We start from the raw sequence: 14602 nt of genomic DNA on the forward strand, positions 1-14602 counted from the left end.
TTTTCAAAAAGCAGACATGACTTCCCTGGCAAATAAGCGCAGGGACTCTGGCTTCATGATGTCATAAAAGAATATGGTGAATTTACTCACGCCCTTTTCTGCCTTCTTTTTAATCCTTTTAATACACTCATCGGGCAAGCCGACTATTCCGGTCTTCTCGATATCTCCAAAAAAGCCGTAGCGCTTTTTAGCCTTGGGCAGTTTTTCCTCAAGCTCGGATTTGTTCTCCGCAATAACGCATACTGTTTGTTCCGATATTCTTATCTGGTTAAAGTTTCTTCCCAAGTCTTTACAGTGATTTTTGAGTGCACTTAGTTTCCGGTCGTATTCCCCAGCATTCGAGGCCGGACAGTTCCACTCGTCTGCAAGCTCAGCAACTACTCGCAGTAGGTACTTCTCTCCCGAGCCTCCGATTGTTATAGGGGGATGCGGTCTTTGTACCGGCTTTGGGTTGCAGTAAGCATCACGGATTTGGTAGTACTTTCCTTCAAAAGTCGCTTTCTCTTCGGTCCACATGGCTCTAATGATTTTAACTGCTTCTTTGAGCTGCTTAATCCGGGTAACCGTATCCGGAAACGGATAACCGTAAGCTTTGTATTCAGGCTCGAACCAGCCTGCTCCGATTGCGAAGTCCAGTCTTCCTCCGCTTATGTTATCGAGGGTTGCGGCCATCTTGGCTAGCAGGGAAGGTTGTCTAAAGGAGTTACAGAGAACGAGTGTGCCAATCTTTACTCTCCAGGTAATGGTGGACAGGGCGGACATTAACGTCCATGCCTCGAATATATCCGAGTCCGTAGAGCCCATTCCCACTATGTGGTCGTAGAACCATACGGAATGAAAGCCCAATTCATCGCAGAGTTCTGCCGTTTCGCGTATCGGTTTGAAATCTATCTTCTCCTGACGGAGTACTACACCGAATTCTACTTTATTCATCTTTTCACCTGCTTGAATATTCTAGGATTATAAGAATGACTTTAACAGAGTGATGTTGCCGAATCAACTCTAAAGGTTAGTACGATATGTCGGGGGCATTTCATAATTTGTTCGTAAAATAATTCTTTTATCTTTCTCTGAGTATAAAGAGAGGGGTCATTGCGAGGAGCAAAGCGACGAAGCAATCTGTTGAGATTTCTCACGTTCGTTCGGAAGGACATTCTTTGTCAGATTGTTTTGCTACGGAGTCATATACCAATTAGCGTGAAACCAATTAAAAGGAAACTAATACGAGGATTATATTAGAGAGTCACACATAAAGCAGCCAAAAAATGCCCATGAGAATGCTGATGACTGTAATCGGTGCTCCTAATTTGAAATATTCCCAAAAACCCATCTTTACACCGCCTTCCTTTGCGATTTCGGCAACAATTAGATTTGCCACCGAGCCTACCAACGTAAAATTCCCGGCAAGGGTGCTGGCCATTGCCAGTACGAGCCAGGTATTTTCCGGGTTTGGAGAAGAGCTTACATGCGGGGCAAATAGCATCACTGCCGGGACATTGCTCACCAAATTCGAAAGTATTAGAACTATTGCGCTAGTGCTAGACATACCTTTCCATGAATTGAGTTCAAATAAATAAGAGGTTTTTTCGAACAGTGTTTCGCTTAGCCCGGATTTTTCTACCCCACCCATGACCACAAAAAGCCCCGCAAAAAAGAGAAGGAGCGTCCAGTTTACTTCTCGAAAGGCTAGCTTGGGCTCGATAACTCCGATGAGTAAAATCAGGGCCGCACCGAGGAGCGCAGCGAAGGGATAGGGAATACCGTATATAAAAAGTAAAAAAACTACTATCAGCACCCCCAGGGATTTAACCAGAAGGAGTTTATTGAGTTTGATTTTATGAATCCCGTTCGGGGATATGGTCTTTCGGTTAATCTCTTTGCTATAAAATAGTCTTATTATGGCGTAATTGAGAAATAATCCGATAAGGCTTATCGGCAGCATCTTTGCCAGGAATGTGAGAAAGGGGATTCCAGAGCGGATGCCTATGAACATGTTCTGAGGGTTCCCGGTCACGGTGGCTACGCTCCCGATGTTCGAGGCAGTGGCTACGGCTATGAGAAATGGAACTGGGTTTACCCCAACAGTTTTTGTTGCCGCAAGTATAATTGGGGTAAAAAGAAGACAGATCGTATCGTTAACGAAAAGGGCAGAAAGTATCCCGCTCGAAAACACCACTAGGAGTAGCATTCTTGAAGTGTTGCCGGAAACCCTTACAATCCAGGAAGCCACCAGCTCAAAGAACCCGGATAGTCCCAGATAGGCGATCAGTATCATCATGCCCAATAGAAAAGCGAGTGTGTCTAGGTCGATGAAGGCATATGCTTCATCCAGTGTTAGGACACCAGCCAGGACCATAAGTATGGCTCCGATCGACACACCGGCTGGGCGGTCGAGCTTAATCCCGGGAATCTTCTGAACTGTTATTAGCAAATAGGTCAAGACGAATATAATGGCTGCGTAGAGGGTTTTATCGGTCATATTTTGTACTAATAGGCAGTAAAGAAATTTTGTCCCAGCATGTTACCTGATTATTGATATCAGTCACAGAATTTAGCCGGTATTTCTTTGTCATTCCCGCGGAAGGGGGGAATACAGTTTTTTTAGTCATGGATTCCCGATTAAGCTTGTCCCCGCACGCTTTTAGCGGGGAACGTTCGGGAATGACAAATGGGTTGGATTACAAATAAAGCTTGTCCTCTCGCACTCGGGAAGAGGAAATCCTGTTATACAGGCTATGGCATATCTCTACAATGACAATTACCAAGGTGAGATTTAAAAATTTTCTTGCCAACGGTTTTGATTAAGGTTATTTTTTAGGGTCAAACCAAGTTGCCAGTTGGGTTATTGGGGCTAAAAATCAAATTGCCGGATGAGGAGAGCAAAAATATAATGAAAGAAATTTCGTTACAAAATTTACCCAAGAATCTGAGATGTTTTTCCAGTTCCATGATCAAATTCTTCGTTGTTGCACTTCTTGTCTCTGCGGCCATGATTGCCTGGGGTTGCCAGCAAACTGAAAAGAATCGGGGACAACCAGAACAAATGGAGATAACGGACAGTGGTAATGAGCCAAGCGAAAAAGTAGTTGCTGAAACTGAACAAGGCCGGGAGAAACAAGTAGAGAAAGATAATACAACAGGTAAGGAGACCGAAACAAAAGGAGGCAACCCCGTGGTAATAATGACAACGTCGTTGGGTGATATAAAGATAGAGCTTTACCCGGACAAGGCGCCGATAACGGTGGAGAATTTTCTATCCTACGCTAAAGATGGTTTCTATAATGGCACCATCTTTCATCGAGTGATTCCTGGTTTCATGATTCAGGGAGGCGGATTTACCCCGAATATGGAGCAGAAACCTACAAAATCCCCCATCAAAAATGAGGCGGATAATGGTTTGAAGAATGAGCCCGGCACTATAGCTATGGCCCGCACAAGCGTGGTGGATAGTGCAACTTCGCAGTTCTTCATAAACCAGGTGGATAACCAATTTTTAAACCACGGTTCGAGGGACTTCGGCTATGCTGTATTCGGCAAGGTTGTGGAGGGCATGGATGTGGTCAATAAAATCGCACAGGTGAAAACTGGTAGGGTCGGTCCCTTTCAGGACGTTCCTTTAGAGCCAGTGGTGATTGAATCGGTGAAGATAGTGGAAGTAGCGAAAGATTGATTTTCAAACTTATTCAAAATAAGAGATTAATTATCGGAGTTGGCCTGACAGTAATCAAAGGACTTCAACGACGTGCAAAGAAACAACCCCTCTTCAATTCACCTCTTACTAAGCCTGTGCTGAGCGAAGTCGAAGTATGGTGGAAACACAAAGGGGGTTAAAACGGAGGCTTGGGTTATAGAATAAACCGGAGACATAGGTTACACATAACTATGAATAATATGGGGCTTGCCCAGTAATGATGTGTTGTAGTTATTGTGCGTTGGTCTTCTGAAATTGGAGATACCTCACTACTTTCTCACCGTCAAATAAACTTCTCCGCCGGCTTCGGTAAACTCCTTCGCTTTTTCCTCCATTCCCCTCTCGATGGCTTCATGCTCGGAGATACCGTGTCTTGCTGCGTACTCTCTTACATCCTGGGTTATCCTCATGGAGCAGAACTTGGGCCCGCACATGGAGCAAAAGTGAGCAAGCTTGGCGTTGTCCGACGGAAGCGTTTCATCATGCATCGCCCTGGCGCTGTCCGGGTCTAGAGATAGATTGAACTGGTCGTTCCACCTGAATTCAAATCGTGCCTTGCTGAGCACATTGTCCCGGAGTTGTGCGACCGGGTGTCCTTTGGCCAAGTCCGCCGCATGGGCGGCTATCTTGTAAGCGATTACCCCGTCTTTCACGTCTTTCTTGTTAGGTAGCCCTAGGTGTTCTTTTGGTGTTACGTAACAGAGCATTGCCGTACCATACCAGCCAATCATTGCCGCTCCTATGGCGGAGGTTATGTGGTCATATCCCGGAGCGATGTCTGTGGTCAATGGGCCAAGGGTGTAGAAAGGGGCTTCCTTACAAATCTGGAGCTGTTTATCCATGTTTTCCTTGATTAGGTGCATAGGGATGTGCCCCGGGCCTTCGATCATCACCTGAACGTCATGCCTCCAGGCGATCTGAGTTAATTCCCCCAATGTCTCTAGTTCGGCAAATTGGGCCTCGTCGTTGGCGTCGGCAATACATCCCGGCCTAAGACCGTCACCCAGAGAGAATGCGATGTCGTAGGCCTTCATGATTTCGCATATCTCTTCAAAGTGGGTGTAAAGGAAGCTCTCCTTGTGGTGTGACAAGCACCATTTTGCCATGATAGAACCGCCTCTTGAGACTATGCCGGTAACCCTCTTTGCGGTGAGAGGAATGTATCTCAGTAACACTCCGGCATGAATCGTAAAATAGTCGACACCTTGCTCTGCCTGCTCGATAAGGGTATCCCTGAATATCTCCCAGGTCAGCTCCTCGGCCTTCCCGCCTACTTTTTCGAGCGCCTGGTAGATTGGCACAGTGCCCACCGGAACAGGCGAGTTCCTTATTATCCATTCCCTGGTTTCGTGAATGTTTTTGCCGGTCGATAAATCCATGATTGTATCTGCGCCCCAGCGGCATGCCCAGACCGCTTTCTCCACTTCTTCCTCGATGCTCGAGGTCACGGCTGAGTTTCCAATGTTGGCATTGATCTTCACCAGGAAATTTCTGCCGATGATCATCGGCTCGCTCTCCGGATGGTTGATATTGCTGGGGATGATGGCCCTCCCTCTAGCTACCTCCTCTCTGACGAATTCTGGGGTTATGTAGCTATCCGGCATATTTGCCCCGAAGCTTTCTCCCCGGTGATAGGCAGCCAGGTCTTTCATCTTCTCCTTCATCTCATCAATACGCTGGTTCTCTCGGATGGCTATGTACTCCATCTCCGGTGTGATGATGCCTTTTCGGGCATAATGCATCTGCGTGACGTTTTTGCCCGGTTTTGCTCTCAGGGGTTTTCTCAAGTGCTTGAACCTGACCCCGTTTAACTTAATCTCTTTAAGGCTGCTTCTGGCAAATTCGGATGAAAAGTTTGTAAGTCTTTCTGAGTCACCTCTCTCTAATATCCATTTCTCACGAAGCGGCGGTAACCCCTGGTGAACGTCGATTTCCACGTTCGGGTCGGTATAGGGACCGCTCGTATCGTATACGGTGATGGAATAGTTTTTAACGGAGCCTCCGTTTAATGCAAAAATCTGGTCGGAATCTTCCAGGTGAATTTCACGCATGGCCACTTTGATATCGTGTAATTTCCCGCTGACATAAATCTTTTTAGAATTGGGAAATGGCTCACGGGTGATAGTTCGTTGGGTTGGTATGCTAATCTGTCTAGACATATTGTCTAGGATATAAGGATTTAATATCGGTGTCAATTTCATGATCTCTTGGGGGGAGGACATTCCCCGGATTAGAACGCGCAATATTAACGAGCTACAACTAGAATACTCGATGCCTTGATGTTAAAATGACGTTTCACAACGACTAAAAAGGGGCCGGTATATGGATACTCCAAAAGATGTATTCGATAAAATGGAGAGGAAAATCAGGGAGAGGATAGACGAATTTTTGAAGTTGGGTGGTGTCTATAAATTTGTATTAAACGGGCGTGGCGGAGGCACCTGGATAGTCGACCTTCGGAAGGACTCTTTCGGTGTCAGGGAGAGTGACGAAGAAGCTCAGTGCGGAGTTGCTATTTCATCCGAAGATTTCATCAAGATAGCTACCGGAAAGCTAAAAGCGGAAAGCGCATTCATGACCGGCAGAATAAAATTTTCCGGCGACCTTGGATTAGCGATGAAATTGGGAAAGCTCTTTAGCAAATAAATATCGTGTTCAGCTATGTATCAACACGGTGCAAACTGACCCGATACATGATGCACCATTCATGATACATGGTAGTTATTTCCTGTGTCTTGCATCATGCATCCTGTATCGTTTGCTAAATTTGCTCGCCAATAATCTGAAGAATTGAAGTAAAAAATGCAAAAACCCGACAGACTCTACATAGAAGAAAAAATAAGGGATCATCCTTTCACCATAAAAGTTTCAAACAAGCTGAATCCAGTTCATATTGAATTGGTGGATAACTACAAGAAAATCGGAGAGGAAAAGCCTTTTTCGGTAAGGGCGGAGGAGGATAAGAGTGCCCTGGCCTTGGCGGAGAGGAAAGGGGAGTTTTTAAAAAACATCGGCAGGATGGAGAGGGGCGAATTCTATCTATTTCACGAAATAGACTGCCGGTATGACTGCGAGTACTGTTACCTCCAGTATTATTTTCAGACCAAGGTGCCGGTGGTCTTCGTGAACCGCGATGAGCTTATGGTCGGAATGGAACAGGTTCTGAAAACCCATCCCAGTCCCTACTTTCATGTAGGGGAGGTGTGTGATTCTTTGGCTTTTGACGATATTACCGAGTTTTCCCTGGATGCGGCGGAACTTTTTTCGAGACACCGGAACGGAGCAATAGAATTCCGGACCAAGAGTTCGAACGTGGAGAATCTTTTGTCGATAAAGGATCCGCCCGGCAATATGATTCCCTCCTGGACGTTCAGTCCGGAGCGAGTGGCAAGTTCCATGGAGCACAAGACTCCTTCTTTTGGGGAAAGGCTCCTAGCCGCAAAGAGGTGTCAGGAAACAGGGTATCTGGTTGGGGTAAGATTAGACCCGGTTATAAGGTACCAGGGATGGGAAAAGGATTACCAGGAGATGGTGTGGAACCTGCTCTCGGTTCTTGATACCGGGAGGATCGATTATATATCGCTGGGGACGGTGAAGCTTCATAAATTACTCCTTGAAGCAATAAAGAGCCGCTTTCCCCAGAGCCCGGTAGTCCTAGATGAAATTGTTCCTTCGGCTGACGGTAAATACAGATGTGTAAAATTCAATAGGGTGGACGTTTATAGAAAGATGATTTCGTGGATAAAGAGGGTGGACGATAGATTGAGGGTCGAATTGTCGATGGAGTCTGATGAAGTGAGAAGGCTTGTTTTTGATTGACCAGTCCGGGCTATTCCCTTCACATTTTAAGTAAGGAAATTACGACCAAGGCTACCACTCCTTTTGTCATGCTGTTGGTAGGCCAGCTTGTTGATACTTTTTGGAGAGAGCGTAGGAACTTAAGTGAATATAAGTTCTAGGGAACGCATATATGCGTTCCCTACATTTAGGAGCTAGCAAGCTTATACTGAGTTAACGAAACTACTGTTAGACTAACCTACGAAGCACACATTAACTTTAAAAGTATTACCGGATTCTCTACCATTATACCCTTGCAACGGACTTAAAGTAGATTAAATTAGGCATGAATTTGGTATAATGGACTAAGCCAAAACGAGAGGAGACAAAGAGATGGGAGGAAGACTGAAATTCGGAATTACCGGCTCTGTCCCTGGAGAATCCACTGACAATTTAATCAAACAGACCGTGCAATACGAGAGAGGAGGTTTTGATACCGTTTGGTTTCCCGATCATGTGGTCTTCATGGCAAAGACCATAACGCCGGAGGTATGGTCTGTCATCACTGCGGCATCCACGAAGACAAAGAGGATTGAAATGGGAACAATCGGCGATGCTCACAGGATGCACCCGGCGATTTTTGCCCATAGGCTGGCCACGGTTGACCACATATCAAACGGTAGAATTTTCGTTTGCGTCGGCTATGGAGAGAAGATGAACCTCGATCCCTACGGGATAAAATGGGATAAGCCGCTCAAGCGGGTGGTGGAATCGGTGAAAATCATGCGGGCCCTCTGGAAAGGAGAGGCTGTTGAATTCGATGGAGAATTCTACAGGCTGTCCGGGGCGGAGTTGAGAATAAAACCCTGGAGTGAAAAGGGTATCCCAATTTATATAGCGGCAACCGCTCCCCGGGCACTCAGAATCGCCGGGGAATACGGTGATGGGTGGGTCACAAATGCCATGCCCGCAAAGCTATTTTCAGAGAAATCAAAGGTGGTGGAAGAAGGGGTGAAGGCAAGATGGCAATCTCCGGACCAATTAGAGAAATGCATTTACATATTTGTCTCCCTGGCCAGGAACGAGGATGAGGCATATAAATCACTTGAGCCGATAAAACACGCCCTTATCTGGCCCGAACTGCTTAACGAAGCTGGTTATAACGTAGAAATTGCCGATGAATATAGGGGGCTTCAGTATACCAAGATTATGCCCAATGATCCGGACATGCTCGGGAAATTCAGGGAAATGGGAGCCAAATACTATACTAGAGAGATAGTGCTTGATTTCGTAATAGCCGGCTCAAAGCAGGATGTCATAAGAAGAATGGAGGAATACGTTCGGGCCGGGGTTGATCATTTTATTTTGAGGGATTTCAGTCCCGACCGAAAGAAATCTTTTAAGGTTTTGACCAAAGAAGTACTTCCTTATTTTAAGGCAAGCGGTTAGGACGGGGTAAAAAGACTACTATGGCATCACGTAGAAATAAAAAAGGAGGCGGGTCATTTATCTCCACTATTCTAAAGATTTTGATCGGTTTTGTTTTGGGAGTTTATCTTAGCCCCAAGGTGGCAGACCTGCTTCCTCAGGAGATGCTCTCACGATTTGGCATTAAAAAAACGCAGTCAACTTCTATCGAGAAAAGAAGCCCAGTAAAAGAAACAAAGAGAACCGTAGCCCCCAGTAATCTCTATTCTTTGGAGGTCGCAGTTTTTAGTGATATGCAAAGTGCGGCCGGTCTAGTGGATACGCTGAATACACGGGGTTATTTCCCCGATATACAAACGGTCAAAGGGAGAGAGGGAGTAATATACAAGGTGAGGATAGGGTCGTGGACGTCCAAGGAAGAGGCGATGAGCTACGCCAGGACTTTCGAGACAAAAGAGGAAATGAAGGTTACGGTGGTGGAGGCTAAATGAGGCTTAATGCCTTTGCTTAGAAATCTGATGAACAAAATCGGAGAAGGGGTCTCCGGATGGACCGGCCTGAAAATAAACCTTCTTCATGTAGTCGAGGGCCCCGGAGTAGAATTCAAAATCATGTGAAAGCTTACTGAACATTATCGGGTCCCCTTTTCCTGCCTCTAGGTCAAACCGGGAAACAAGGAAATAGGATTTGGTTCCCTCGTTAATGTAGTAACGAAGGTAGGAGCGTTTAATTATGTAATCCCTGAAAATGCCGGTCATAAAAAGGGTAAAATCGCCTATATACTTTCTCATCTCTCTTTCCAGATCGGAATATTCGGGGGAATCACTTTGAGTTTCCAGCAGCATATCGACGACCGTTTGGACACTTTTGCCTTCGGCATCCCTTATTTTATAAAGTTTCTCTGCCTCGACAAATTCTGCGAGCACGTCCGTTATGTAGGATGCGGCCTGCAGGTCTTTCTCCTTGCCCAGGTCATAAAAGCTCATTTTTACGAGCTTTCCAAAGAAGGTTCTAAGTGAGTGGAGATTCATCTTCTCGACCTTCATTCTTATTTGATCTCCTTATATTTTTGGTATAAGTATAATACTAAAATTTATCAAAAAGACACTGGTTATGTCAATGAGATTTTTCTTAATCGACATAATTCAACTTATGTCTTTCTCTTGCTCGACTTCGTTGCGATAGGAGAAGCATCGAATAAGTCTCTTAAAGGGTTATTGCCCCGTTCCTGGTAATTGGCGGTTGCTTTTTCAATGGGTTATATGTTCGTAAAGCTGGTATAATTTCGAGCAGCCTTAGTTTGGGTTAATTGAGAGATAGATAACCATGGCAAGAGTTAAATTAGACCTGCCGGAAGAATTTGTTTTCTTCACGGAAATCCCTCTAAGGGTTAATGACATAAACTACGGAGGCCATTTAGGGCATGACTCTATACTTACTCTGACCCATGAAGCCCGGGTCAGACTGCTCCGTAGATACGGCTTTACCGAAATGGATGTTGATGGCCCCGGCTTGATCGTCTCTGATGCGGTTATAGTGTACAAATCCGAGGCATTTTACGGCGAAACTATGAGGATCGAAGTGGCGGCTTCCGACTTCAGCCAGTACGGTTGCGATTTTCTCTACAAGATCAGCGAGAAGGAAACGGGCAGAGAGGTGGCCAGGGCCAAGACCGGGATAGTCTTTTTTGATTATAAGGAAAGAAAGGTGGCTTTGGTTCCGGAGAAGTTTAAAGAGATTTTTCTCAAATAGGATTGGCATAAGGGGCGGTTCTTCTACCGCCCCTTAAACTTCCTAAGCCTTTTCTACGATCATTGCTATCCCCATGCCACCGCCGATGCAAAGTGAGGCCAGACCTCTTTTTGCTTTTCTTCTTTTCATCTCGTGGAGGAGTTTAGTCAATATGATGGCGCCCGAGGCTCCGATCGGATGGCCTAGGGCAATGGCGCCGCCATTCACGTTTATCCTCTCTTCCGGAATGGGCAGGTCTCTGAGCACGGCCAAGGACTGTACGGCAAAGGCTTCGTTGAGCTCGAATAGGTCGATGTCGTCTAAGGAAAGTCCGGCCTTATCCAGAGCCTTTTGAATAGCTGGCACCGGTCCGATTCCCATGATGGATGGCTCGACACCGGCAACTGCATAGGCTACTACTGCACCCATGGGCTTGAGTCCCAGTGCTTTTGCTTTGTCCGCGCTGGCCACCAGCATTGCCGCAGCTCCGTCGTTGATCCCGGATGCGTTTCCAGCGGTGACGGTTCCCCCTACCTTAAACACCGGGCGTAATGCGGCCAGGCTTTGCGGTGTTGTATCTCCCCTGACGTGCTCATCCTTCTCGAAGGGAATAGGGTCCCCTTTCCTCTGGGGCACCATGACCGGGACAATCTCGTCCTTAAACTTTCCTTCTTCCTGGGCCGCCTTAGCTTTCATTTGGCTCTTGTAAGCGAATTCATCCTGTTCTTCCCTGGTAATGTTATATATCTCTGCCAGGTTTTCTGCGGTAACTCCCATGTGGTAGTTATTAAAGATGTCCCATAGCCCGTCATAGACCATCCCGTCGACTATTTCATCCTTGGGCATAGCCATTCTGTAACCATAACGTGCTTTCTGAAGATAAAACGGCGCTGCGCTCATGTTTTCGATTCCACCAGCCAATACTAACTCCGCGTCTCCGGCCTTGATTGCCTGAGCGGCCAGGGCGACGGACTGAAGTCCGGAACCGCAAACCCGGTTGATTGTGAATGCCGGGGTCTGTATGTTGAGTCCCGCATTGAGCGCAACCTGTCTGGAAGGGTTCATTCCCTGTCCTGCAGAGAGAATGTTTCCCATGATACAGTCTTCGATCTCTTTTGGGTCGATTTCGGTTCGGTTTAAAATCTCTTTGACAACCGTAGCACCCAGCGTAGGAGCTGGGAAATCTTTGAGGGTTCCACTGAACGTTCCAATTGCTGTTCTTAAGGGCTCGCAAATGACTACCTTCTGCATGGCATTTAACCTCCTTAGAATTTTTAATGCGTTGGATGGCTTTTGTTGGAGTGTACCCAAGAAAGTGTGCATTTGCAAAATGAAACCGGCTATCGGGCTAATTGAATGATTTAAACATTTGATTTGCGAAAGCGAAGGTGAGTCGTAAAAAGGAGTGTGGAAGTATGGGCGTGTGGGGTGATATGTCAATACATACCATGATCGTGCCTGGCTCTTCTAAAGGAATGAAGGTGCGTATATAGAAGAGTTCAGGCTAAATAGCATGGATTTTCGTCATGAAGGGAATTATCACGTTAATTATGAACGGTGGATGGAATAGGAGGAAAAAAGGGCAGGCGGTAAAAACGAAAGTGAAAAGCCAGCCTAAAGGGCCGCGCCCTAGTCCTAATCCTCTGCCCAGTTTAGACCTCTCCACAAAAACGCCAAAGCTCTGCAATACGAAATAAGAGGTAGGGAGACCATATCCTCCACCTGCGGGTAACGATGTAATGAGCTCATGGGCCAGTCCCGAGGCCAGAAACGCCATGAAGGTAGCCCAGGCTACTCCGGTGGGGCGAACTAAGGGCTGAAATACTAACTCCTGTGCCAGCTGGTGAACCGCCAGATTCCATCTTCTGCCCCAAAAATCCGAGAGGGAGGTTGCCAGTAAAGGCGAGTTCATGATATGGCGGGCGTTTATTCCTAACTCCTGCCAGATTAAGGCAAAGATATGAAAGATGCCAAAAAAGAGTAGCAAGAGAAGCCCTAAAGCTCCGACCCAGCCGATCAATAATGGTTGTTCAACCGGAAGCAGTCGTGGAACACCCCAGAGCAAGATTGCCCCGAGAAGAGTTTTGATAATAGCTATGCACCATAACTTTCTGGTTGGTTTTCCGATTTTGGTTTTTCTGTCCAGAAACTCCTGTGCATCCATACCCAGCCAAAAGAGCAAATACCCCAAAGACATTAGTAAACTCGGTCTCATTCCTTTTTCCAGGGCTCGACACCAGGTAAGCCACTTGCATCCCGCATATATAGAAAACCCCATTAACCACATCAATTCCCAACTGGAAAAACTGGGGCGAGATGCTAGGGCAAGGACGGGCAGGACGATCACTGGTATGAACTTAGACCACTTTATAATATCTTGCATGAGCTCGACAGGATGGTGATGGTTGAAACCAGTATGGTAGCTAATAGAGTTAGAGGGGATTTTTCGGCTCTATGCATACTGGTTTATCGTTTTTGGGAGAGTTAACCACGGTAGAGACCTCATAAAAATCCATCTGGTCGGATGGGTATGGTGTTAGAACCGATGATAACTCTTTGGTATCATTAAAACTAGGGTCAAGCCACAGTTCTTCGTGTTCTTGGTGAAGAATAACCGGCATCCGGTTATGGATAGGGCGAATCAATTCGTTGGGTTCTGTGGTAATAATGGCGAAGGATAGAAGTGTGCTTCCGTCTGGCTTTCTCCATTTGTCCCATAAGCCGGCGAAGGCGAAGGGCTCTCCGCCCTTCAATATGAAACGGAATGGAGTCTTATCATTCTTCTTTTCGTTTTCTCGCCACTCATAGAATCCATCGGCTAAAACCAGGCAGCGTCTATTCTTGTAGGAATCCCGGAAAGTGGGCTTTTCGGCCAGCGTTTCTGCTCTTGCGTTTATTTGCAATTTATCGGGCTCTTTTTTTGCCCAGCGTGGAACCAGCCCCCACCGCATCATCTGAAGAACCTTCCTACCTTCTATCATGACTACGGGTGCTACCTGGTCGGGGCCAATATTGTATCTTGGAACAAGCGTGATTCCGTTTGAATCGAATCCAAATCGCTTTTTCATGATTTCTAGATTATGAGTTTGTGTATAACGCCCAGGCATCTTGAATGGTTATCTGTATAAGTGCTTACAAATTTATTAAATATAAATAATAGAACACCGTATTCAAAATTATGATTACTGCACTTTAGGGGGGGCTACCGTGTAATTCATAACTGGTTGGGGTGCCTTAAATTCGAAAAGCGGGTTATCGAGATCTTTAGGGTAAAAGGTTGGCGACTAGAAATTTCTTCCTCCACTATTGACTTTGGAAAACCTTTTAATTCGCAGACTTGACAAAGCCTATACCATGATTATCTTATATGCGCGTTAGCACTGGTATAGTCCAAGTGCTAACGTTCCATAATAACCCATTAAAACAGAAGGAGGAGTCCAGTATGAAGGTTAGACCGCTCTACGACAGGGTTTTAGTAAAAAGGCTTGATACCGAAGAGAAAACTAAGGGCGGAATAATAATTCCCGATACCGCAAAGGAAAAGCCTCAGGAAGGAAAGGTCATTGCTCATGGTAAGGGAAAGCTCCAGGATGACGGCACCACCAGGGCATTAGATGTAAAAGAAGGGGACAAGGTTCTTTTTGGCAAGTATGCAGGAACAGACATAAATATCGATGGCGAGGATTACCTTATCCTTCGTGAAGAAGAAATTCTGGCAATTGTCGAGGGATAAAACACAAAAATAGAAACCCAAGGAGGTAATACAGCATGGCTGCAAAGGAAATAAAATTTAGTAGGGAGGCACAATCGTCCGTTTTGAGGGGGGTAAATACCCTGGCCAATGCGGTGAAGGCGACGCTGGGGCCGAGGGGTAGGAACGTACTTATAGAGAAGACCTTCGGCGCACCGGTGGTTACCAAGGACGGGGTCACCGTGGCCAAGGAGATAGAGCTTGAGGACAAGTTCGAGAACATG

The 14602-nt window shown here is 46.1% G+C and carries 15 protein-coding genes; 8 read left to right on the forward strand and 7 right to left on the reverse strand.

Going from position 1 to position 14602, the window contains the following annotated elements:
- Nucleotides 1-3 precede the first annotated feature (3 nt).
- Nucleotides 4-933 carry a TIGR03560 family F420-dependent LLM class oxidoreductase gene (locus VNN20_16140; protein HWP93719.1) on the reverse strand — a complete coding sequence of 310 codons (930 nt, stop codon included), beginning with the start codon at nt 931-933 and terminating at the stop codon, nt 4-6.
- A 310-nt stretch (nt 934-1243) separates the two neighbouring features.
- Entirely contained in the window at nt 1244-2479 is a 1236-nt protein-coding gene (locus VNN20_16145; protein HWP93720.1) for an anion transporter, read from the reverse strand.
- A 702-nt stretch (nt 2480-3181) separates the two neighbouring features.
- On the opposite strand from VNN20_16145, the gene VNN20_16150 reads away from it, so the two are divergent.
- On the forward strand, nt 3182-3670 hold the full coding sequence (locus tag VNN20_16150; protein HWP93721.1) for a peptidylprolyl isomerase: 489 nt from the start codon (nt 3182-3184) through the stop codon (nt 3668-3670).
- 290 nt (nt 3671-3960) lie between these two features.
- On the opposite strand, the gene thiC is transcribed toward VNN20_16150, so the two are convergent.
- Nucleotides 3961-5850 carry a phosphomethylpyrimidine synthase ThiC gene (gene thiC / locus VNN20_16155; protein ID HWP93722.1) on the reverse strand — a complete coding sequence of 630 codons (1890 nt, stop codon included), beginning with the start codon at nt 5848-5850 and terminating at the stop codon, nt 3961-3963.
- A 163-nt stretch (nt 5851-6013) separates the two neighbouring features.
- On the opposite strand from thiC, the gene VNN20_16160 reads away from it, so the two are divergent.
- The 4 genes from VNN20_16160 to VNN20_16175 all read left to right on the forward strand — a co-directional run bounded on the left by VNN20_16160 (nt 6014) and on the right by VNN20_16175 (nt 9387).
- On the forward strand, nt 6014-6337 hold the full coding sequence (locus VNN20_16160; GenBank protein HWP93723.1) for an SCP2 sterol-binding domain-containing protein: 324 nt from the start codon (nt 6014-6016) through the stop codon (nt 6335-6337).
- A gap of 156 nt (nt 6338-6493) precedes the next feature.
- A complete protein-coding gene (locus VNN20_16165; GenBank protein HWP93724.1) occupies nt 6494-7510 on the forward strand; it encodes a hypothetical protein in 1017 nt (338 codons plus the stop codon).
- A gap of 351 nt (nt 7511-7861) precedes the next feature.
- The gene (locus VNN20_16170; GenBank protein HWP93725.1) at nt 7862-8917 is read left to right on the forward strand and encodes an LLM class flavin-dependent oxidoreductase; all 1056 of its coding nucleotides are present in this window, start codon (nt 7862-7864) and stop codon (nt 8915-8917) included.
- Nucleotides 8918-8937: 20 nt separating this feature from the next.
- Nucleotides 8938-9387, forward strand: a complete 450-nt coding sequence (locus VNN20_16175) for an SPOR domain-containing protein (protein HWP93726.1) — start codon at nt 8938-8940, stop codon at nt 9385-9387.
- A gap of 3 nt (nt 9388-9390) precedes the next feature.
- Here the strand turns inward: VNN20_16175 and VNN20_16180 are convergent, their stop codons facing one another.
- Nucleotides 9391-9942, reverse strand: a complete 552-nt coding sequence (locus VNN20_16180; GenBank protein HWP93727.1) for a hypothetical protein — start codon at nt 9940-9942, stop codon at nt 9391-9393.
- Nucleotides 9943-10222: 280 nt separating this feature from the next.
- Between VNN20_16180 and VNN20_16185 the strand changes: the two genes are divergently transcribed.
- A complete protein-coding gene (locus VNN20_16185) occupies nt 10223-10648 on the forward strand; it encodes a thioesterase family protein (protein ID HWP93728.1) in 426 nt (141 codons plus the stop codon).
- Nucleotides 10649-10690: 42 nt separating this feature from the next.
- Here VNN20_16185 and VNN20_16190 read toward each other — a convergent pair whose 3' ends face one another.
- The 3 genes from VNN20_16190 to VNN20_16200 all read right to left on the reverse strand — a co-directional run bounded on the left by VNN20_16190 (nt 10691) and on the right by VNN20_16200 (nt 13734).
- Nucleotides 10691-11878: an acetyl-CoA C-acetyltransferase gene (locus tag VNN20_16190; GenBank protein ID HWP93729.1), complete on the reverse strand. Its 1188-nt coding sequence runs from the start codon at nt 11876-11878 to the stop codon at nt 10691-10693.
- 253 nt (nt 11879-12131) lie between these two features.
- Complete coding sequence (locus VNN20_16195; protein HWP93730.1) at nt 12132-13010, reverse strand: MBOAT family protein; 879 nt, start codon at nt 13008-13010, stop codon at nt 12132-12134.
- A 49-nt stretch (nt 13011-13059) separates the two neighbouring features.
- Nucleotides 13060-13734, reverse strand: coding sequence for an SOS response-associated peptidase (locus VNN20_16200; protein HWP93731.1), 675 nt, complete (start codon nt 13732-13734; stop codon nt 13060-13062).
- A gap of 335 nt (nt 13735-14069) precedes the next feature.
- On the opposite strand from VNN20_16200, the gene groES reads away from it, so the two are divergent.
- Entirely contained in the window at nt 14070-14360 is a 291-nt protein-coding gene (gene groES, locus VNN20_16205) for a co-chaperone GroES (GenBank protein ID HWP93732.1), read from the forward strand.
- Between the two features lie 35 nt (nt 14361-14395).
- A partial coding sequence (locus VNN20_16210) for a TCP-1/cpn60 chaperonin family protein (protein ID HWP93733.1) occupies nt 14396-14602 on the forward strand: 207 nt, incomplete at its 3' end.

The sequence above is a fragment of the Thermodesulfobacteriota bacterium genome (genome assembly GCA_035559815.1).
Taxonomy (GTDB): domain Bacteria; phylum Desulfobacterota_D; class UBA1144; order Nemesobacterales; family CSP1-2; genus DATMAT01.